Here is a 20,049-nt window from a genome sequence, read left to right as displayed (position 1 = left end):
CTGATGGCTTTCCCAGGATACCTGGTCCATCCGTGTGACCAGCACCACGCGGCGATCAAGGAAGGTTAACCTAACCTAATCCGGGTAGTCAGCACGCGGACGAAGGGTCGAGACATGGGCAAGAAGAAGGCGAAGACGCCCGCCGACTTAGTCAAGCGGCTGATGAAGAAGGGCAAGGTCAAGAAGAAGTGCTGCCGGTCGAAGTCGGCATGCTCGAAGTGCCCGATCCTCGCGTTCAAGAAGGCGAAGATCGAGCTGGCCAAGGCCGCCTAGCCCGCTAGAGGTGCTCCATGATCGCCTCGTTGAAGTGCGCGAGCTCACGAGCCGTCCGCGTCGCCTGGAACGCGATCACGTCGTAGTGCGCGAGCTTGCGCAGCGCGAACGGGTCGGTCGCCAGGAGCGCGTTGAGCTTGTCCCGGTTCATCGGGCGGGTGATGATCACCCCGCCGGTGCGCGGGTCGCGCCGCCCCGAGGCCAGGAAGTACCCGGCCTCGTACTGCTTGCCGAGCCACGCCGAGTGGTCGGCCAGCGCGTAGTCGATCTCTTCCAGCGGGGCCGTGTAAGTGATCAGTACGACGTACATGTGTCCACGGTAAGCCTTTGCCGCGCCGAGCGCCTCGCGCTAACGTGGTTCCGATGCGAACTCTCAACGTGACCCTGTGGTGGACCGCCGACCGGCGGCCCTGACCCGTGCGTTGAGAGACGACGAGGCCGCCCGCTCCGGGCGGCCTTTCTGGTCTTCGGGGATGGGCGGCCCCGACCAGAGGAGACCCGATGACCCGCCTGTCCGCCATCACCCCGTCCGGGCACGCCCACCTGGGCAACCACCTCGGCGCCATCCGCCGCTGGGCGACCCAGGGCCGCCCCGGCGACCTCTACTTCGTCAGCGACCTGCACGCGATGACCGTGTCCTACAACCCGGCCCGCCTGCGGGTGCTGTCGCGGGAGCTGCTCGCGGTGCTGGTGGCCGCCGGGATCGAGCCCGACCAGGTCTTCGTCCAGTCCGACCTCGCCCGTGAGCTCGGCGCCCTGAGCTGGATCCTGGAGTGCACGTGTTCCTACGGCGAGGCCGCCCGGATGACCCAGTTCAAACAGAAGTCCGAGGGTCAGGGGATGGTCCGGTTGGGGTTGATGACCTACCCGGTCCTGATGGCCGCCGACATCCTGCTGCAGGGCGCCGCCGAGGTCCCGGTCGGCGACGACCAGGCCCAGCACGTCGAGCTGGCGCGAAGTCTGGCCAGGCGGTTCAACCAGACCTACGGCGAGGTGTTCACCGTGCCGTCCGCGGTGATGCCGCCCACCGCCGCCCGCGTACGCGACCTGGCCGACCCGGCGCGCAAGATGTCGAAGTCCACTCAGGACTCGGCGGGGACCGTCTTCATCCTCGACGACCCCGACCTGGTCCAGCGCAAGATCAAGCGCGCGAACACCGACAGCCTCAACCGGGTCGAGTACCGGCCGGACGAGCAGCCCGGCCTGGCCAACCTCCTGGAGATCCTGTCGGCCTGCACGGACACCCGGCCCAAGGACCTCGCCGAGCAGTACGCGTCCTATGGCGCGGTGAAGGCCGCGACGGCGGACGCGGTGGTCGAGGTGCTGCGCCCCGTGCGGGAACGCGCACTGGAGCTGCTCGCCGACCCGGCCGAACTCGACCGGATCCGCAAGGAGGGCGCCCACCGCGCCGCCGAACGCGGCGCCCACCGCCTGTCCTCGGCGATGCGGCTGGCCGGGATCGGGTCCTGACTGGTCCGCCTCCCCGGATTTCTGAGTTCGGTTGCTTTCCGACGGGACGCGGCAGACGGTTGGGCACCGTGGTCGCGTTGCGTCGCGGTCCCCTTAGGCGGCGGATTGGCGGCGTGGCTGGGTTTCTCGAACCATCAATGGTCCCTCACCGCCAGCGCGGCGGTGAGGGACTCCAGGTCGTGCCGCGCGGAAGGTTCCAGCGCCAGGCCGTCCAACTCCGCCCACGCGGCCTCGGTCCGCCGGTCGATCTCCGCGCGGACCCACTCCCGCGCGCCCGTCCGCTCGATCAGCCCGGTGACGTGCGCGACCTCGCGGTCGTTCCACTCGCCGGGCCGGGCGTACAGCGCGGCGAGGCCCACGTCGGCGTTCAGCGCGGCGACCACGGGCGCGCTCTTCTTACGTGCCCGCAGGTCCGCGCCCACCGGCTTGCCCGTGACCGCCGGATCCCCCCAGATGCCAAGGAGATCGTCGACGAGCTGGAACGCCACGCCGAGGTGCGTCCCCCACCGGTCGAACCGCGTGACCCACTCCTCGGGCGCACCCGCCGATGCCGCGCCCAACGCGCACGCGCAGCCCAGCAGGACACCGGTCTTGCCCGTCAGCATGGCCAGGCACTCGGTCGGGCTCACCGTGCGGCGGGTCTCGAAGTCGAGGTCGCGGTCCTGGCCGAGCGCGAGCAGCCGCAGCGTCCTGGCCAGCGCGGTCACATCGGACCCCGCCTCGCCCAGCACCTCGAACCCGAGCGCGATCAGCGCGTCCCCGGCGAGAATCGCCATCGGCACGCCATAGCGCGCCCAGACGGTCGGCCGACCGCGGCGGAGGCGGTCGCCGTCCATGATGTCGTCGTGCACCAGGGACGCGTTGTGCAGCAGCTCGATCGCCGCCGCGGCGGGCACGGCCGCCCGGGGCGTCCCACCTGACGCGACCGCGCTCAGCAGCGCGAACGCGGGCCGCAGCAGCTTGCCGCCGACCGCTGTCGTCGGCCTGCCCTGCTCGTCGCGGAAGCCCAGTTGGTAGCCGCAGACCTCGGTGAGCCTGCCGTCGAGCCGGTCGACGGCCTCGACGAGCGCGGGCGTGGTCAGGTGGCGGGCCATGGCGACGCCGGGATGGGTGCCCAGCGCGACGGTTGCCGGGACGGTCATCGCGCCTCCCCCATCGGCTCGACGAGACCGCGCTCCAGGTACCCGGAGGCGACGTCGCGGTAGCGGCGGGTGGTGGCCGACCAGTCGAGGTTGCCGCGCATCCACGACCGCATCCCGTCGAGGTAGGCCCGCACGTCCGCGCGCGGCCACGCCGCCTCGGCGGCCCGCTCCAGCCGCAGGAAGTCGAGCACCCGCTCGCTGATCAGGTCCGCGGCGACCGCCGACGCCTCGACCATGCTCACCCCGGCCGAGTGCGCGGTGACGGAGACCAGGTTGTGGTACTCCCCCAGCGCGGTCTCCTTGTCCACGGAGTACAGGTCGTTGACCCATCCGACCACGTCGCACGCCGCCCGCAGCGCGTCGGCGAACGGCTCGCTGTCGTAGACCTCGGCGGGCACGTCGATCCGCTCGGCCAGCTCGATCAGGTCCATGCAGACATAGACCGCGCCGGTGTGCGGCCGTTTGTCCACATAGGACTCGACGGATGGCACCACGCCCGCCGCCCGGTTGTCGGCCTCCCAGCGCGCCGCGAGTCCGCCCGCGATGACGTGGTCGACGAACCGGCGCCGCCACGTCGCCGACGCCGTCCCCGCGCTGCGGTCCCACAGGTCGGACAGCGCGGTGATGATCGTCGGCGCCCCGGTAGCGGCGGGCAGGCCGGTGAGCACGCCGAACATCTCGGCCATGAACTCGCCCGTGCGCACCGGGTCGCTGCCGAGGCCGCCGTCGTCGAGCTGGTCGTCGAGCAGGAACAGCCAGGCGAACCAGTCCGCGACCAGCGCCAGCGTCTCCGCGTCCGCCGTCGGGTAGGTCACCGCGGCGAACCAGCCGAAGTCGGCCTGGGCGAACCGCTCCCGCGACTTCGGCCGCACCACCAGTCCCTGCTCGGCCACCCACTGGTCCAGCCGCGTGATCACGCCGGGGCCGTGCGGGTTCACCTGGGGCGGGATCGCGTCGAACACCGACCACATCCGCGCGAGCTCCGGGGTCATCGCCGGTCCATTCGCAAGTGCACGCCACCCTTGGGGTGCAGCGTGATCAGCGGCTCGACCTGCACGTCGCGCAGCTTCTCCGGGATGACGACCCGGTAGGCCTGGGTGATCATCGCCAGGATGATGACCAGCTCGGTCAGCGCGAAGTGCTTGCCGATGCAGTTGCGCGGGCCGCTGGCGAACGGGATGTAGGCGTGCCGGGGCCGCTTGGCCACCTCCGACGGCAGGAACCGGTCCGGCTCGAACGTGTCCGGGTCGGTCCAGTAGTCGCGGTGGCGGTGGAGGGTGAACATGTTGAGGTACAGGTCGGACTTGGCCGGGATGCGGTAGCCGCAGATCTCGTCCTCCTCGACCGAGGACCGCATCGTCTGCCACGCCGGGGTGTAGAGCCGCAGCGTCTCGTCGACGACCTGGCGGGTGTAGGTCAGCTTCAGCACGTCGTCGAAGCCGGGCACCCGGCCGCCGAGCACCGAGTCGACCTCGGCGTGCAGCTTGGCCTGCACGTCTGGGTGCTGGCCGACCATGTACATCAGCCACGACACGGTGTTGCTCGTCGTCTCGTAGCCGCCGATGATCAGGTTGAGCACCTCGCGGTGCAGCTGCAGCGGCGACATGCCGGTGCCGTCGTGGTCGACGGCGTTGAGCAGCGCGTTGAGCAGGTCGTGGTGTTCCTCGTCGCTGTCGATGCGGCTGTCGATGACGTCGGAGACGTAGCCGTCCATGGTCCGGATGATCTTCTTGAGCCGCAGGTGGCCGGGGGTGGGCCAGTTGATCGGCGGGAACGGGAAGCGGAAGAAGCCGCCGACGATCTGGTTGGCCTCCAGGAACATGTCCTCGATGGACTTGCCGCGGTCGCCGATGTCGGCGCCGAACAGCGACCGGAACACGATGCGCATGGCCAGCTGGCCCAGCTCGGTGCTGACGTTGACGACGTCACCCGGCTTGTACTGGTGGTCCCAGCGGCGCAGCATCCGCGAGGTCTCGTCGGTCATGTTCTCGGCGAACCCCGCGACCTGCGGCCGGTGGAACGAGGGCTGCATGATCCGCCGCTGCCGCCGCCACGGCTCGCCGCCGACGTTGCCGATGAGCCCGCCGCGCAGGATCGGCTCCACCGCGCGGAAGAGGAAGGTGTTCTTCGTGTAGTTCTCGTGGTTGCGCACCAGGATGTGCTCGAAGAAGTCCGGGTGGTTGACCATCGCCATCTTGATGCCCAGCACCCGCACCCACGCGATGTCGCCGTACTCCTGGATCACCTTGTAGAGGAAGCCCACCTGGTCCTTGCGGATGGCGTGCACGCCGACGATCTGGTCGACCACGCTCAGGTTCGGGATCCGCCGCGGCCTGCGAATGGTGGGCACACCGCTCACCACGTGCCGCTCGGGTTTCTGGCTACTGTGGACGGTGCTCGTCATGGTTCGACCAGCCTTCCTGTCATTTGGCCGTTTCCGAGCGTGACCGCGCAAGTTGCGAAGAGGCATCTCCGACCTTGCTACCCGCGCAGGTCGGCGGCCGGTCATGCGTTCTGCATCCCGCGCCGGGACATCGTCACCGCCCGGTCGTGCCGTCGTCCGTTGTCCGGCGCGGCGCGCGGTGGGACGGTGATCGTCACCAGCCGCGACTCCCGGCGGAGGCGAGATGACCACCCACCTTTCCCTTTCCCACGAACGACTTGTGGCCCGCTTGTTCGACACGTTCAACAGCCGCGACGTCGAGGCGTTCGCCGCGTGCTACGCCGAGGACGCCGTCATGCGCGACATGGCCATCGGCAAGACGTTCACCGGCCGCGCCGAGATCGCCGAGTTCCTTCGCGTGTGGCTGGCCGCGAGCCCGGACTCGCACATCGCGGTCGGCGAGCCGATCGTGTCCGGCGACCGGGCCGCGGTCACCTGGAACGGCACCGGCACGCTGACCGGCGACTTCGCCCACATCCCCGGCGCGGTCTACGGAAGCAAGGTCGACCAGCACGCGGTGACCGTCCTGCGGTTCGGCCCGGACGGCCTGATCGCCGAGCACTTCGACTACTACGACATGTTCGGCCTGTTGCAGCAGATGGGGATCGTCCCCGCCCCGTGATCCGGAGGAGCACCATGCAGACCGACCTGACCACCGCCGATGTCGGCCGCTTCTTCGACGAGAAGGGCGACATGCTCGCCGAGCTGATGGGCGGCAACCTCCACTTCGCCTACTGGACCGGCGATGACGACGACAGCTCGTTCGCCGAGGCCACCGACCGGCTCACCGACCACATGGTCGAGCTGCTCGCGGCCCGACCGGGCGAGCGCGTGCTCGACCTGGGCTGCGGGCGCGGCCGTCCCGCTGTCCGGCTGGCGCAGGCCGTGCCGGACCTGCGGATCGTCGGGATCTCGGTCAGCGCCAAGGACATCGCCGCGGCGACCGAGCTGGCCGCCGCGGCGGGCGTGGCCGACCGGGTGCGCTTCGAGTTCGCCGACGCGATGGCCCTGCCGTTCGCCGCGGGCTCGTTCGACGCGGTGTGGGCGGTGGAGTCGCTGCTGCACATGCCGGACCGGCTGACCGTGCTGCGCGGTGTGGCCGAGGTGCTGCGGCCGGGCGGGCGGCTGGCACTGTGCGATCTGTCGGCCGCTGAGCCGGACACGGAGGCGGGCAAGCTCGCGCTGGCGCAGACCCTCCAGGGCCTGATGGTGCACTCGCTCACCGACCTCGACGGCTACCGCGCGCTGCTGGCCGACGCGGGCCTGCGGGTCACCGAGGCGATCGACGTCAGCCACCGCACCCGCTACTCCAAGGCCAAGGTGACCGAGCTGCTGACCCAGACCGCGGCCGCGTCGGGGCTCGACTTCGCCGAGATCGAGATGCCGCCGGAGATGTGGGACCAGGCGTTCGCCGTGTTCGAGCGGGTGGGCTACCTGGCCGTCACCGCCGAGCGCCCGGCCTGAGGCGGGGCCCGGTGTCCGACATCATCGGCTCCCCCGCCGAGCTGCGCGCCCTGCCCGCCGACGCGCTGCCCGCGCTGGCGGCGTCGATCCGGCGGGTGCTGGTCGACCGGGTCACCCGGGTGGGCGGGCACCTGGGCTCCAACCTGGGCGTCGTCGAGCTGACCATCGCCCTGCACCGGGTGTTCGACTCGCCCCGCGACGCGATCGTGTTCGACACCGGGCACCAGTCCTATGTGCACAAACTGCTCACCGGCAGGCTCGACGGGTTCGCGACGCTGCGCAAGTCGGGCGGCATGGCGGGCTACCCGGCACGCGCGGAGTCGCCGCACGACCTCGTGGAGAACTCGCACGCGTCCACCGCACTGTCCTATGCGGACGGTCTATCCCGGTCCGGCCGCGCGGGGCGGGTTGTGGCGGTGGTCGGCGACGGCGCGCTGACCGGCGGGATGAGCTGGGAGGCGCTGAACAACCTCGACCGGCCGGTCGTCGTGGTCCTCAACGACAACGGCCGCTCCTACGCGCCCACCGTCGGCGGGCTCGCGGCGCACCTGGCCGCGCTGCGCCGGGGCGAGTCCGCCGACAACGTGTTCCGCGCGTTGGGGTTGGAGTATCTCGGCCCGGTCGACGGCCACGACGTCGCCGCGACCGAGTCCGCGCTGCGTGCGGCGGCTTCGCTGGGCAGGCCGGTGGTGGTGCACGTCGTCACCGCCAAAGGCCGCGGCTACGCGCCCGCGGAGGCCGACGACGAGGACCACTTCCACGCCGTCGGCGCGCTGGACTCGGTGGGTGGCCCGACGTGGACGTCGGTGTTCGCCGCCGAGATCGCCGAGATCGGCGCCCGCCGTCCGGACGTGGTGTGCCTGACCGCGGCGATGCTCCGCCCGACGGGCCTGCACCGCTTCGCCGAGCGGTTCCCCGACCGCGTCTTCGACGTCGGGATCGCCGAGCAGCACGCCGTCACGTGCGCCGCAGGGCTCGCGATGGGCGGGCGGCACCCGGTGGTCGCGGTGTACGCCACGTTCCTCAACCGCGCGTTCGACCAGGTCGTGATGGACGTGGCGCTGCACGGGCTGCCGGTGACGTTCGTGCTGGACCGGGCCGGGATCACCGGCCCGGACGGCCCCAGCCACCACGGCGTGTGGGACGCGTCGGTGCTGCCGGTCGTGCCCAGCCTGCGCCTGGCCGCGCCCCGCGACCCACGGCGGCTGCGGGAGCTGCTGAACGAGGCCGTCGAGGTGCACGGACCGACGGTCGTGCGGTACCCGAAGGCGGCGGCCGGTCCCGACATCCCCGCCGAGTCCCGCTACGGCACGGTCGACGTCCTGCGCTCGGGGAGCGACGTGCTGATCGTCGCGGTCGGGCCGCTGGCGCTGGCAAGTCTCTCGGCGGCGGTGGAACTGGAACGGCACGGGGTGTCGGCGGCGGTGGCCGACCCGCGCTGGACCGCGCCGCTGTCGGAGGACCTGATGGAGCTGGCGCGCGGCTACCGGCTGGTGGTGGCGGTGGAGGACACCGTGGCCACCGGGTCGCTCGGGTCCCGGCTCGCCGCCGCACTGCCCGACACCCGCGTCGCCACCCTCGCACTGCCCCCGCAGTTCCTCCCCCACGCCGAACGCGCCGAACTCCTGCGCGCGGCGGGCCTGACCGCGGACGGCGTCGCCGCTTCCGTGCTCGACCTGTGTGCCCATCTCACGGAGGTGACCGGATGACCACCGTCGACCAGCCCGCGTGCCCCATCGACCTCGACGCCCTCGGTTCCGCGTTCCGCCACAACCCGCACCCGCTGCTGGCCGACGTGCGGGAGGGCGAATCGGTGCGGCGCGTGGTGTTCCACGGCATGAACGCGTGGGTCGTCACGCGGTATGAGGATGTCCGCGCCGCCCAGGTCGACCCTCGGCTGTCCGCCGACCTGAACAACGCCCCCGCCGAGGTCCGCGCGCTGCCGTGGGTGGCCGCGCCGGAGGCCCTGGGCATCGCCGCGAGCCTGGCCAACCTCGACCCACCCGACCACACCCGCCTGCGCCGCATGGTCAACGGCGGCTTCACCGCCCGCCGCATCGACGCCCTGCGCCCCCACGCCCGCTCGGTCGCCGAACGCGTCATCGCGGAGCTGCTGCCCCTCGGCCGCGCCGACATCATGGCCGACTACGCCGTCCCCATCGCCAGCCAGGTGATCATGCGCCTCATCGGCGTCACCCACCGCGACAGCGCCGAGTTCCACTACCAGGCATCAGCTTTGGTCTCCACCGATCCCGCCGACGCCGCCCGCCTGCCCGAGGCCCTCGCCTGGCTCCAGGCTTACATCGTGGAGTTGTTGGCCGCCAAACGCGCGACCCCCGACGACGACCTCATCGGCAGCCTCATCCACAGCGACCACGACGGCGACCACCTGGCCGACGGCGAACTGCGCGCGCTGACACTGCTGTTGCTGCTGGCCGGTTTCGAGGCCACGTCCAGCCTGATCGGCAGCGGCATGCTCGCCCTGCTGACCAACCCGGACCAGCTTTCTCTACTGCGCGCCAACCCTTCCCTCATGCCAGGCGCCGTGGAGGAGATGCTGCGCTTCGACGGCCCGTCCTTGATGTCCCTGATGAAGTTCGCCATGGAAGACCTCGAAATCGACGGCGTGCTGATCCCGCGCGGGGACCCGGTCTTCCTTTCGCTGTCCACCGCCAACCGGGACCCTCGCCGCTTCAGCTGCCCGGAGTCTTTCGACGTGACGCGGGCGGAGGGGTCGCACATGGGCTTCGGCCACGGAATCCACCGCTGCCTCGGCGCCCCTCTGGCCCGCATGGCCACCCAGACCGCGTTCAGCGTCCTTTTGGAACGGTGCGCGGACATTCGGCTCGCGGTCCCCGCTTCGGAGCTGGTCTACCGGACGTCACCGGCGTTGCGGGGGCTGAAACACCTCCCGGTCCTGTTCACTTCGGCGGCCTGATCGTCGAGACCACACCCGACACTGCGCTGTAGGGGTACGAACACCGATCTTTTACGGGCATGTCCCCGAACGGCTGCGCACGGCTGTACGTGACCTTGACGCCCTGCGTGGCCGAGAGACCCGCGACGAAGGCGCACGATGCCGGATCGTCGACCACGTACGCGGCGGGCAGGCCGTCCAACGTCAGACTCGTGGGCTTGAAGATGAGCGCCTTGTCAGCATCGGCGTAGGTCTGGCCGATGATGTCGTAGTTCGGATAGGCGATGATCTCAAGTCGCACCGCCATGTGCACACGCGCGTCGGTCGCGGTCCATCGACATGCCGCGCCCTGTGCGGTCTCGAACGGCTCCCCGTCCTCCTCATCACCGAATCCGTAGTCCTCCAAGGAGAAGACCTCGATCAGCTCACACGGCTTCTTCCACCTGTCACCCAGACCGAGCGGGGTGGCGATGGCCGAGGGCGTCAACCGGGTGGTGGTGGCCGCGGTCGTTCCTGTGGGCGAGGGGTCGACGTCCGTCGTGTCCGGAGTGCAGGACGACAGGACCACCAGCGTCACCAAGCCCAGCAGCCAATTCCTAGGCATCTCCTGCCCGCCTCTCTCGGCCACCACCGCGAGTTGATCGAGGTCGGTCCGGAGTTCCGTGTCCGGTCGTCGTCTGGCATGTCTCCCCCTAGGTGTTCCTCGGGAATTATGACGCAGCCGATCACGCATCGGATCCGGGTGACTACCGAACGCGTAGAACTACCTAGTCCGCAGGAACGCCCGCACCGCCGGGAGCAGCACCCGGTCCGCCGGGAGCCACTCGACCGTGTGCAGCGTGCCCTCCGTCAGCCAGGCCACTGCCTGGTGGTCGTGCGGATGCGGCTCCCCCGACTCCAGCGTCGCCCCGTAGACGCGGAGGACGAGGTCGTCGCGGAGGACCACGTCGGGGCCGATCACGTCCAGTGGGGTGACCTCGACCCCCAACTCCTCCAGGCACTCCCGCCGCACGGCGTCCACATCGGACTCGCCGGTCTCGACGCGGCCACCCGGCAGCTCCCACAACCCGGCGGTCGGCGCCGGATAGGCGCGTTGCTGGGCGAGCATCCGACCGTCGCGGACGATGGCGGCGCCGACGACCACGCGGGCCTCGGCCAGCTCGGCGGCGCGGGCGACCGCTCGGTCCAGGGCCGACGCCCACGCGCGGTTCGACATCGGCGGGCCACCGACGTGGGCGACCTGGACGCCGTCGACGCCCAGTGCGGTGATCCGCTGGCGGGACCGGCCGACGCGGATCTCGTCCCCGACCCCGACCAGCCCCGGACGAGACGGATCGAGCACCCGCTCATCGCCGAGTGCCGCCGACAACGCCCGACTCACCGAACCACCCACCGCTCCGTCACCTGAGCCACCCGACACTCACCGCTCCACCCAACCCGGGCCATCCGACTCAACGTTCCATCACCTGGTCACCCGAGCCCTCCGACTCCGGAACCGTCCCCCGCTCCACCGGCTCGAGCCATCCGACGCTCACCGGGCCGCCCGCCACACGACCTGGAACCGTGCCCCGCCATCCGGCGAGTCGCTCACCCGCACCGCGCCACCCCGCCGCCGGACCACTTCCGCGACCAGCGCCAACCCCAGCCCCGTCCCGCCACTCGACCGCGCCCGGTCGTCCTGCACCCGATAGAACCGGTCGAACACTCGCCCGCGATGTTCCTCCGGCACACCGTGCCCGTCATCGTCCACCACCAGCCGCACGGCCTTGCTGCCGCCGACAACGGTCACCGTCACCCGAGCCCGTGCGTGCCGGATCGCGTTGCGCAGCAGGTTGTCCAGCACCAAGTCCACTTCGGACGGTGCGGCGAACGCCCAGCTGGGCGTCGCGGGCAGGTGGGTCTGGATCGTCAGCTCTCCGCCGCAGCGATGGACCGCGTCCTTCGCGGCGATGACCAGGTCGACCGCCTCGGCGGCCGGGACCTCGCCCGCGTCCGCGCGCGCCAACGCCAACAGACCGTCGACAAGCGCCGACAACCGCTCGGACTCCCGCACGACGTCGGCGAGAACCTCCTGTGACAGCTCCGGGTCCGGGTGCGTCACCGCCACCTCGGCCTGCACGCGGATCGATGCGACCGGCGACCGCAGCTCGTGCGCGGCGTCGCCGGTGAAGCGGCGCAGTCGGTCGGTCGCCTCGTCGCGGCGGGCCAGCAGGGCGTTGAGCGCGCCCGCCAGCGAGCGGAGTTCGTCGTGCGCCTCCGGCAGCGGCAGCCTGCGTCCGGCGGCCAGCCTGCCCGCCGCCACGCGCATGCGCTCGACCGGTCGCAGGGACGACCGCACCGCCAGCCACGTCACGACCGCGACGGCCACCGCGACCAGCAGCGCCGCGATCACCAGCCAGTACAGGGCCTCGCCGTGCGCGGCGGCGTACCCGACGATGCCGGTACCCGTCACCACGAGCCGCTGCGTGCCGTCCGGCGCGCTGACGACCGTCCCCAGCCACCGCGTGGGCGGCGAGTCGTGGTCGCGCAGCACCGGCGTCCCCGACTTGAGCACCCGGATGTCCTGCGGCCCGAGATCGACCGCCCCACCCCCGTCGACCGGCTGCCCCGCCGTGTCCAACACCCGCACCCGCACGTTCGGCGACGGCGTGAACGGCGCCAACCCCGCTTCCACCCGCTCGATCGCCCCGTCGAGCGACGCGGACAGCTCAGCGTCGGCGGAGCGCACCAGCAGCGGCCCGATCATCCGACTGCTGACGACCGCCAGCCCGATCAGCACAGCCAGCGTCACCACGGTCGTGACCATGGTGACCCGAAACCGCATCGTGCGCCGCAACCACAGCGCGCGCAGCTTGTTCACCGCGGGCGGGTGCCCGCTGGGTCGAGCACCTCATCGATCTCGCTAGTCGAAGCCAGATACCCATGGCCCCGAACCGTCCGCACGATCCCGTCAGCCCCAGCAGCGTCCAACTTCCGCCTCAGGTACCCGACGTAGACCTCCACCGCGTTCCGCGTGGCCGCCTGCTCGTCCCCCCAAACCGCCCGCAGCAGGTCGTCCTTCGTCACCACAGCCCCAGCCCGCCCCGCCAGCACGTCCAGCACCGCGAACTCCCGAGGGCTCAGCGACACCAGTTCCCCCCGGAACCGCACCTCCCGGGTCCCCCGGTCCACGACCAGCTCCCCCAGCCGCACCTTGCGCCCCGACCCGTCCTCCGCGGTCCGGCGCAGAACAGCCCTGACCTGGGCGACCAGCACCACGAACGAGAACGGCTTGACCAGGTACCCGTCCGCCCCGAGGTCGAGCCCGTCGGCCTGGTCGACCTCGCCGTCCTTGGCCGAGACCAGCAGCACCGGCGTGCTCACACCCTCGTTGCGCAGGTGCTCCAGCACCCGGTACCCCGACAGCCCGGGCAGCATGATGTCGAGCAGGATCACGTCGAAGGTGCCGGTCAGCGCGATGCGCAGGGCGCTGGGGCCGTCGGCGGCCACCACCACGTCCATGCCTTCCGCGGTGAGCCCGCGCTGCAGCGCGCGGCGCACACCAAGTTCGTCGTCGACCACGAGCACGCGAGGTTTCACCCTGCCATCATGGCGGCCCGAGCCGGATCCGCGCGGTCACTCTCAGCGGCTTCTCAGCGTGCGTCGCGCTCTCAGCGCCATCTCAGCTCCCGGGGTGCAGTCTCAGTGGTGCGGGAACACGAACCCGAACAGGGGAGTAGAGCATGAACAGGAAACGGACGGCACTGACCGTCGCGGCGGCCGGGACGGCCACCGGCGTGGTCGGGCTGGTCCTGCTGGCGACGCCCGCGGGGGCGGGCACGGCGCCGCCCGCGCTGCCCGACGTCACCGCGGAGGCGCTCGTCCAGTCGGTGCTGACCAGCCAGATCCCGGCGATGTCCGGCGCGGTCGAGTTCAGCAGCGACCTCGGCATCCCGATCCCGGGCCTGCCGACGACCGGCGCGAGCGGCGAGGCCGCCCACGTCTACACCGACGGCCAGGGCCGGGCGCGGCTGTCGATCGACCAGGGCGACGGTGAGCGCACCGTGGTCCGCGACGGCAGCACCACCTGGATCTGGAGCTCCGCCAACCGCTCGGTGACCAAGCTCGCCGACGCCGAGACCGACAAGAAGGGCGCGGACACGCTGGCCGACCCGGCCACCGCCGCCCGCGAGTTCGTCGCGCTCATGGGCAAGGACAGCACGGTCACCGTCGACGGCACCGCCCGTGTCGCCGACCGGCCGGTCTACCAGCTGGTCCTCACCCCGAAGCCGACCGAGCGCACGCTGCTGCGCGAGGTCCGGGTCGCGGTCGACTCCGAGACCCGGCTCCCGCTGCGGCTGGAGGTGCTGGCCAACGGCCAGGCCACGCCCGCGGTGAAGATCGGCTTCACCGAGTTCAGCACCGGCGCGCAGGACCCGGGCCTGTTCCAGTACACCCCGCCCGCCGGGGTGAAGGTCGTCGAGGAGAAGCCGGGCGACCACCAGCCGACCAAGGCCGAGCAGGACGACCTCTTCGCCCAGCTCGACGCGAAGGTCGTCGGCGAGGGCTGGGACACCGTGCTCGTCGGCAAGATCCCGGCCGAGGCGCTGCAGTCGAAGGCGCCGAGCCAGCGTGGCGGCGGTGACGCGGACGCCACGACCTTCCTGAAGCAGATCGGCAAGGAGGTCACCGGTCCGTTCGGCACCGGCTACGTCATCACCACCAAGGTCGGCACCGCGCTGGTGACCACCGACGGCCGCGCCGCGGTGGGCGCCGTGCCGCAGCAGGTGCTCGTCGACGCGCTGGGACAGAAGTGACCGGCGTTTCCGAGCTCGGGATGGTCGCGGCCGACGCCGCGGCCATCCCGCTCGCCGCCCGGACGCGCGGATTGCGCAAGGTCTACCGCGGCACGGTCGCGGTCGACAATGTCGATCTGGACGTCCCGATGGGCGCGGTCCTGGGGATGCTCGGCCCCAACGGCTCCGGCAAGACCACCACGATCCGCATGCTGCTCGGCCTCGTCATGCCGACGGCGGGCGAGGTCGAACTGCTCGGCCACAAGCTGCCCGACGGCGCTGCGCACGCGCTGCCCGAGGTGGGCGCGCTGGTCGAGAGCCCCGGTTTCCACCCGTTCCTGTCCGGCCGGGAGAACCTGCTGCGCATGGCCGCGGTGGAACCCCACCTTGACACCGCCCGCATTCCGGCCGCCGTCGCCGAGGCGATCGAGCGCGTCGGCCTGACCGGCGCCGCCCACCGCCGCTACCGCGGCTACTCGCTGGGCATGAAGCAGCGCCTCGGCCTGGCCGCGGCCCTGCTGGTGCCGCGCCGCTTCGTCGTCCTCGACGAGCCGACCAACGGCCTCGACCCGGCGGGCACCCGCGAGGTGCGCGCCGTGATCGCCGACCTGCACGCCGCGGGCACCACCGTGCTCGTCTCATCACACCTGCTGTCCGAGGTCGAGGCGACGTGCACGCACGTGGCCGTGCTCAACCAGGGCACGGTCGTCGCGCAGGGCGAGCTGGCCGACCTGCTCGACTCCGGCAACGCGGGCCTGCTCGTCACCACCCCGGACATCGCCAGGGCGGTCGACGCGCTGCGCGACAACCGGATCCCGGCCCGCGCGGTCCCCGACGGCGTCCGCGCCGACCTGACCGCGACGACGGCGCCGCTGGTGGTCGAGACGCTGGTGCAGGCCGGGGTGCCGGTCTACGAGGTCAAGCGCGACCGCACCGGCCTGGAGGACCTCTTCGCCCGCCTCACCGAGAACGGCGCGGGCGACTCCGACGCCGACCTCGCCGAGTTCGAGTTCCCCGTCGCGGAGGAAGCCCGATGACCATCACCGCCGACCTGCCGACCGAAGTCCAGCGGCCGCGGGCGCGCACCGCTCCCCTGGTCCGCCTGCTGCGGTCCGAACTGCGGATGGTCCTGCGCAGGCCCCGCACCCTCATCATGATCGGCCTGCTGGCGCTCGTCCCGGTGATCGCGGGCATCGGCATCGCGCTCGCCTCGTCCGGCGACACCAGCGGCGACCCGGTCGGCGAAGGCATCGCCGCGCTCGTCGACGGCAACGGCCTGCTGCTGCCGGTGTTCGCGCTGGTCCTGGCGCTCAACATGCTGCTCCCGCTGACCGGCGCCATGCTGGCCGCCGACGCGCTGGCGGGCGAGACCGCCAACGGCACGCTGCGGTCGCTGCTGCTGGCCCCGGTGAGCAGGCCGCGCGTGCTCGCGGTCAAGGCGTTCGGCGTCGCGACAGTGTCGCTGCTGGTCGTGCTGCTGATGGCGGTCACCGGCTCCATCGCCGGAGTCCTGCTGCTCGGCGGCGACGGGATGCTGACGATGTCGGGCACGTCGCTGCCGTTCATCGACGCCATCGGCCGCATCCTGCTGACCGTGCTGCTGGTGACGGTGCAGATCTGGGCGCTGGCCGCGATCGCGCTGGCCGTGTCCGCGTGGACCGAGCACCCGCTGATCGTGGTCGTCGTCGGCCTCGGCGTGGTGATCCTGTCCGGCGTGCTCAGCGCGATCCCCGCGCTCGACTGGCTCGACCCGGTGCTCATGACCACGAGCTGGGAGACGATCCCGGAGGTCATCCGCGACCCGCTGCCCACCGGAACGCTCCTCGAAGGCGTGCTGCGGGCAGGTTGCTACATCGTGATCGGCTACTCGCTGGCCCTGGCCAGAATGCTCAGTCGCGACGGCTGAGTACCGCTAGGCCGTCAGGGTCGAGGACAAGCCGGACCGGGTCTCCCACGTCCGGCGCGTCCGCGATCGCGGCCACGGCGTCAACCGTGCGCCGAGGGGTGTCGACCACCAGCCGCACGTGGTCGCGGCGGTGGACGCGGGCGGCGACGGTGCCCTCAGTCGGGCCGTCGCCCACGCGCAGGGCGGTCGGCCGCAGCCCGAGCCGCACGTCCCCAGCGGGCGCCCACGGGAGCGTGACCGTGCCGAACTCGCAGGTCAGGGCGCCGTCGCGGACGGTGCCGTCGATGATCAGCCCGCAGCCGAGGAACCTGGCGGTGTCGTCGTCGGCGGGCAGGCGCCAGACCTCGTCGGGACGTCCGGTTTGGACGATCCGGCCGGACCGCATGACCGCGACCCGGTCGGCGAGGGTGAACGCCTCGTCGTGGTCGTGGGTGACGACGATCGCCGTGCTGCGCTCGGTCCGCAGGACGCGCGCCAGGTCGATGGCCAGCTGCTCGCGCAGCACCCGGTCGAGCGCGGACAGCGGTTCGTCGAGCAGCAGCAGCCGGGGCCGCGGCGCCAACGCCCTGGCCAGCGCGACGCGTTGCTGTTCACCGCCGGACAGCTCGGTCACCCGGCGGTTGTTGTAGCCGGCGAGGCCGACGAGGTCGAGCAGGTCGTCGACGCGTCCGGGCGCGGAATCGCCCCGCATCCGCAGGCCGAAGGCGATGTTCGCGGCGACGTCGCGATGCGGGAACAGCTGGCCGTCCTGGAAGACGAGCCCGAAGCCGCGCTTGTGGACCGGCACGCCCGCCAGGTCGCCGCCGTTCCACGCGATCGCGCCCGACGCGAGCGGCTCCAGGCCCGCCACGGCGCGCAACAGCGTCGACTTGCCGCAGCCGGACGGCCCGAGCAGGGCGACGACCTCGCCGTCGGCCACCTCGATGTCCACATCGGACACGGCGGGCACGGTGCCGTAGCGCACCCCGACACCCTCGACACGCAGCATCAGAACTCCCCCACCGACTGGACCCGCAGCCGCTCGACCAGCAGCACCGCCGCGACGGTCACCACCATCAGCAGTGTGCAGGCCGCGTAGGCCATCTGGTTGTTGAGCTCGCCGGGCCGCGAGATGAGCCGCCCGATGACCACCGGCAGCGTCGCGGTGTCCGCGCGCGCCAGGAAGCTCGTCGCCCCGAACTCGCCGAGCGCCACCACGAACCCGAACGCCGCAGCGGCGAGCAGCGACCGCCCGGCGAGCGGGATGTCGATCTCCCGCCACACCCGCCACGGGCTCGCGCCGAGCGACGCCGCCGCCTGCCGCAGCCGCTCGTCGATGGACCGCAGGACGGGGAGCAGCATGCGGATCACCAGCGGCGTCACGACCAGGGCCTGGGCGAGCGGGACGAGCGCGGGCGAGGTGCGCAGGTCGCCGGGCAGTGCGTCGAGGGTGATCAGGTAGCCGAAGCCGACCGTCACCGCAGAGACTCCCAGCGGCACCATCAGCGCGGTGTCGAGCGCGTCCACGACCGCGGGCCTGATCCGGCTGCGGGTCAGCGACACCAGCACGACGGCGGCCGTCACCCCGAGCCCGAGCGCGATCAGGGTGGCGTCCATGGCGGCCCGCAACGAGTTCACCGCCGCGTCGACCCCCGAGATCTGCAGCGAGCCGCGGAAACCGGTGCCGGACAGGGCGCGGTACCCGTCGAGCCCCCAACCGTCCTTAGTAGACAGTGAGCGGAGGACGAGGTTGACGATCGGGACGAGCAACGCGGCGACGACGGCGTAGGCGGCCGCCGCGACCACCCATTCGCGCCCGCGCGGCCGCCGCGCGGTCTCGGTCCGCGGCCGCAGCGTCATCGCCGTCTCCCGCCGCCGCCGCGCGACAGCCGCGATGACCAGCACCGCGACCACGGCCGTCACCTGGATGAGCGAGAGGGCGGCGGCGCCGGACAGGTCGAGCAGGTCGACGGTGCGCAGGTAGATCTCGGTTTCCAGGGTGCGATAGCGCGCGCCACCGAGAAGCAGCACGACGCCGAAACTGGTGGCGCAGAACAGGAACACGACCGCCGCCGCCGACCCGATCGCCGGCCGCAGGGCAGGCAGCGTCACCGAGATGAACGCCCTGACCGGCGAGGCGCCGAGCGACCGGGCGGCGTCCTCGGCCCGCCGGTCAAGGTGCGCCCACAAACTCGAAACCGTCCGCGCGACCACGGCGACGTTGAAGAACGCGTTCGCCAACACGATCGCCAACACCCCGCCATCGGGCCACAGCGACCGGAACGCCAACCCCACCACCACGGTCGGCAACACGAACGGCACCAACACGACGGCCCGGACCAGCGCCATCCCCGGCAACGCACACCGCGCCAGCAGGAACGCCACTGGCATGGCCGCCACCACCGCCACCACCGTCGACGCGGCAGCCTGGGCGAGGGTGAACAGCACGAGCCCCCACGTATCGGCGGCCGCGAGCACCCGCGCGACCCCACCCTCGCCAAGCCCCCGCCGCACGATCGCGACAACGGGCCAGACGAAGAAGACCGCGAGAAACCCCAGCGGCACCAACGCCGCCACCAGCGCACCGGCGCCGTGCGGCGGACGGCGGGCGGGCGCGGTCGAGGCGCCCGCCCACCGGGTCAGCCGCGGACGGCCGTGCGCCACTGTTCGATCCACCGCTCCCGGTTCGCCTGGATGTCGGCGGCGGGCAGGGTCGCCGGGGAGTCCGGGGCCGGGGCGGCGACCCAGGCCGCGGGCAGCGCCACACCCTCACGCGCCGGGTAGACGTACATCTTCTCCGGGACCTTCACCTGGAACGGCTCCGACAGCAGCAGGTCGAGCACCTTGCGCGCGCCCTCGGTGTTCTTCGCCCCGGTCAGCACGCCCGCGTACTCGACCTGGCGGAAGCACGTGTCCAGCAGCGCCAGCGTGCGCGGCTTGCCCGCCTCGTCGACCTCGGCCGACGGCGACGACGCGTAGGAGACCACCATCGGGCGGGGGCCCTTGCCGGAGGAGCCGGAGAACTCCTGCGTGTAGGCCTCCTCCCAGCCCGCGACGACCTTCACCCCGTTCGCGCGGAGGCGGCCCCAGTAGCTCTGCCAGTCCTTCTGGCCGTACTGCGACACCGTGGCCAGCAGGAACGCCAGGCCGGGCGAGCTCGTCGCCGGGTCCTCGACTACCAGCAGGTCCTTGAACTTCGGGTCGGCCAAGTCCTCGAACGAGGTCGGCGGGGTCAGCCCGCGCGCGGCGAGGCCCGCCGGGTCGACGTTGACGCACACGTCGCCGGTGTCGACGGCGGTGAGCCTGCCGGTTTCGTCGATCGCGAACCGCTGTGGGCCCTTGGCGGCCTCGGGGCTGCGGTATTCGGCGAAGACGCCCTCGGTGAGCGCGCGGGAGGCGAAGGTGTTGTCGACGCCGAAGGCGATGTCGCCGATGGGGTTGGACTTGGTGAGCACCAGCTGGTTGGTGAGCGCGCCCGCGTCGCCGCTCTTGCGCACCTCGATGGTGATGCCGGTGTCTGACTTGAACTTGTCGAACACGGCCTGGTCGAACTCGAACGAGTCGTGGGTGACCAGGACGACCTTGCCGTCACCGCCCTCGTCCGAACCGAACAGCGAACAACCGGCGGTCAACATGACCGCGGCCGCGATGGCGACGAACTTGCGCATGGACTTCCTCCT

The 20,049-nt window shown here is 71.7% G+C and carries 20 protein-coding genes; 9 read left to right on the top strand and 11 right to left on the bottom strand.

The features are described from left to right. Positions 1-114 precede the first annotated feature (114 nt). On the top strand, positions 115-273 hold the full coding sequence (locus ACSHT8_RS27580; protein ID WP_436493820.1) for a hypothetical protein: 159 nt from the start codon (positions 115-117) through the stop codon (positions 271-273). Positions 274-277: 4 nt separating this feature from the next. Here ACSHT8_RS27580 and ACSHT8_RS27575 read toward each other — a convergent pair whose 3' ends face one another. Beyond that, a complete protein-coding gene (locus tag ACSHT8_RS27575) occupies positions 278-583 on the bottom strand; it encodes a YciI family protein (RefSeq protein WP_436493818.1) in 306 nt (101 codons plus the stop codon). A gap of 191 nt (positions 584-774) precedes the next feature. Here ACSHT8_RS27575 and trpS point away from each other — a divergent pair, with 191 nt between their 5' ends. Next, on the top strand, positions 775-1,743 hold the full coding sequence (trpS, locus tag ACSHT8_RS27570) for a tryptophan--tRNA ligase (protein WP_436493816.1): 969 nt from the start codon (positions 775-777) through the stop codon (positions 1,741-1,743). Between the two features lie 134 nt (positions 1,744-1,877). Here the strand turns inward: trpS and ACSHT8_RS27565 are convergent, their stop codons facing one another. From ACSHT8_RS27565 to ACSHT8_RS27555, 3 genes are read right to left on the bottom strand one after another with little or no spacing between them, the layout of a single operon-like run. After that, positions 1,878-2,885, bottom strand: a complete 1,008-nt coding sequence (locus tag ACSHT8_RS27565; protein WP_436493814.1) for a polyprenyl synthetase family protein — start codon at positions 2,883-2,885, stop codon at positions 1,878-1,880. Continuing rightward, a complete protein-coding gene (locus tag ACSHT8_RS27560; RefSeq protein ID WP_436493813.1) occupies positions 2,882-3,877 on the bottom strand; it encodes a terpene synthase family protein in 996 nt (331 codons plus the stop codon). The genes ACSHT8_RS27565 and ACSHT8_RS27560 overlap by 4 nt, the downstream gene beginning before the upstream one ends. Next, on the bottom strand, positions 3,874-5,289 hold the full coding sequence (locus tag ACSHT8_RS27555) for a cytochrome P450 (protein ID WP_436493812.1): 1,416 nt from the start codon (positions 5,287-5,289) through the stop codon (positions 3,874-3,876). Before ACSHT8_RS27555 ends, ACSHT8_RS27560 begins: the two co-directional genes overlap by 4 nt. A gap of 223 nt (positions 5,290-5,512) precedes the next feature. Between ACSHT8_RS27555 and ACSHT8_RS27550 the strand changes: the two genes are divergently transcribed. Genes ACSHT8_RS27550 through ACSHT8_RS27535 form a run of 4 tightly spaced genes read left to right on the top strand, consistent with a single transcriptional unit; the run spans position 5,513 to position 9,730 of the window. Beyond that, entirely contained in the window at positions 5,513-5,950 is a 438-nt protein-coding gene (locus tag ACSHT8_RS27550; RefSeq protein WP_436493810.1) for an ester cyclase, read from the top strand. 14 nt (positions 5,951-5,964) lie between these two features. Then, positions 5,965-6,792: an SAM-dependent methyltransferase gene (locus ACSHT8_RS27545; protein ID WP_436493808.1), complete on the top strand. Its 828-nt coding sequence runs from the start codon at positions 5,965-5,967 to the stop codon at positions 6,790-6,792. Between the two features lie 11 nt (positions 6,793-6,803). Next, positions 6,804-8,501: a 1-deoxy-D-xylulose-5-phosphate synthase gene (locus ACSHT8_RS27540; RefSeq protein WP_436493806.1), complete on the top strand. Its 1,698-nt coding sequence runs from the start codon at positions 6,804-6,806 to the stop codon at positions 8,499-8,501. Next, positions 8,498-9,730, top strand: a complete 1,233-nt coding sequence (locus tag ACSHT8_RS27535; protein ID WP_436493804.1) for a cytochrome P450 family protein — start codon at positions 8,498-8,500, stop codon at positions 9,728-9,730. The genes ACSHT8_RS27540 and ACSHT8_RS27535 overlap by 4 nt, the downstream gene beginning before the upstream one ends. On the opposite strand, the gene ACSHT8_RS27530 is transcribed toward ACSHT8_RS27535, so the two are convergent. The 4 genes from ACSHT8_RS27530 to ACSHT8_RS27515 all read right to left on the bottom strand — a co-directional run bounded on the left by ACSHT8_RS27530 (position 9,714) and on the right by ACSHT8_RS27515 (position 13,288). After that, entirely contained in the window at positions 9,714-10,442 is a 729-nt protein-coding gene (locus ACSHT8_RS27530) for a DUF3558 family protein (protein WP_436493802.1), read from the bottom strand. The genes ACSHT8_RS27535 and ACSHT8_RS27530 overlap by 17 nt on opposite strands. Before the next feature lie 30 nt (positions 10,443-10,472). Then, positions 10,473-11,090: a (deoxy)nucleoside triphosphate pyrophosphohydrolase gene (locus ACSHT8_RS27525; RefSeq protein ID WP_436493800.1), complete on the bottom strand. Its 618-nt coding sequence runs from the start codon at positions 11,088-11,090 to the stop codon at positions 10,473-10,475. Positions 11,091-11,240: 150 nt separating this feature from the next. Further along, positions 11,241-12,569 carry a sensor histidine kinase gene (locus tag ACSHT8_RS27520; RefSeq protein WP_436493798.1) on the bottom strand — a complete coding sequence of 443 codons (1,329 nt, stop codon included), beginning with the start codon at positions 12,567-12,569 and terminating at the stop codon, positions 11,241-11,243. Then, entirely contained in the window at positions 12,566-13,288 is a 723-nt protein-coding gene (locus tag ACSHT8_RS27515) for a response regulator transcription factor (RefSeq protein WP_436493796.1), read from the bottom strand. The genes ACSHT8_RS27520 and ACSHT8_RS27515 overlap by 4 nt, the downstream gene beginning before the upstream one ends. A gap of 143 nt (positions 13,289-13,431) precedes the next feature. Here ACSHT8_RS27515 and ACSHT8_RS27510 point away from each other — a divergent pair, with 143 nt between their 5' ends. Genes ACSHT8_RS27510 through ACSHT8_RS27500 form a run of 3 tightly spaced genes read left to right on the top strand, consistent with a single transcriptional unit; the run spans position 13,432 to position 16,390 of the window. After that, positions 13,432-14,505: a LolA family protein gene (locus ACSHT8_RS27510; RefSeq protein WP_436493794.1), complete on the top strand. Its 1,074-nt coding sequence runs from the start codon at positions 13,432-13,434 to the stop codon at positions 14,503-14,505. A 20-nt stretch (positions 14,506-14,525) separates the two neighbouring features. Next, positions 14,526-15,521, top strand: a complete 996-nt coding sequence (locus ACSHT8_RS27505) for an ABC transporter ATP-binding protein (protein ID WP_436502197.1) — start codon at positions 14,526-14,528, stop codon at positions 15,519-15,521. Next, positions 15,518-16,390 (top strand): ABC transporter permease, encoded by an 873-nt coding sequence (locus ACSHT8_RS27500; RefSeq protein ID WP_436493792.1) that lies wholly within the window; start codon positions 15,518-15,520, stop codon positions 16,388-16,390. Before ACSHT8_RS27505 ends, ACSHT8_RS27500 begins: the two co-directional genes overlap by 4 nt. Here ACSHT8_RS27500 and ACSHT8_RS27495 read toward each other — a convergent pair. From ACSHT8_RS27495 to ACSHT8_RS27485, 3 genes are read right to left on the bottom strand one after another with little or no spacing between them, the layout of a single operon-like run. After that, on the bottom strand, positions 16,374-17,378 hold the full coding sequence (locus ACSHT8_RS27495) for an ABC transporter ATP-binding protein (RefSeq protein WP_436493791.1): 1,005 nt from the start codon (positions 17,376-17,378) through the stop codon (positions 16,374-16,376). The two genes, ACSHT8_RS27500 and ACSHT8_RS27495, sit on opposite strands and share 17 nt — an antisense overlap. Beyond that, a complete protein-coding gene (locus tag ACSHT8_RS27490; protein ID WP_436502196.1) occupies positions 17,378-19,012 on the bottom strand; it encodes an ABC transporter permease in 1,635 nt (544 codons plus the stop codon). Before ACSHT8_RS27490 ends, ACSHT8_RS27495 begins: the two co-directional genes overlap by 1 nt. Beyond that, the gene (locus ACSHT8_RS27485) at positions 19,009-20,037 is read right to left on the bottom strand and encodes a thiamine ABC transporter substrate-binding protein (protein ID WP_436493790.1); all 1,029 of its coding nucleotides are present in this window, start codon (positions 20,035-20,037) and stop codon (positions 19,009-19,011) included. The genes ACSHT8_RS27490 and ACSHT8_RS27485 overlap by 4 nt, the downstream gene beginning before the upstream one ends. Between the last annotated feature and the right edge of the window lie 12 nt (positions 20,038-20,049).

This window comes from Actinokineospora sp. HUAS TT18, from assembly GCF_051364635.1.
Taxonomy (GTDB): domain Bacteria; phylum Actinomycetota; class Actinomycetes; order Mycobacteriales; family Pseudonocardiaceae; genus Actinokineospora.
This window is presented reverse-complemented; position numbering and strand designations above follow the sequence as displayed.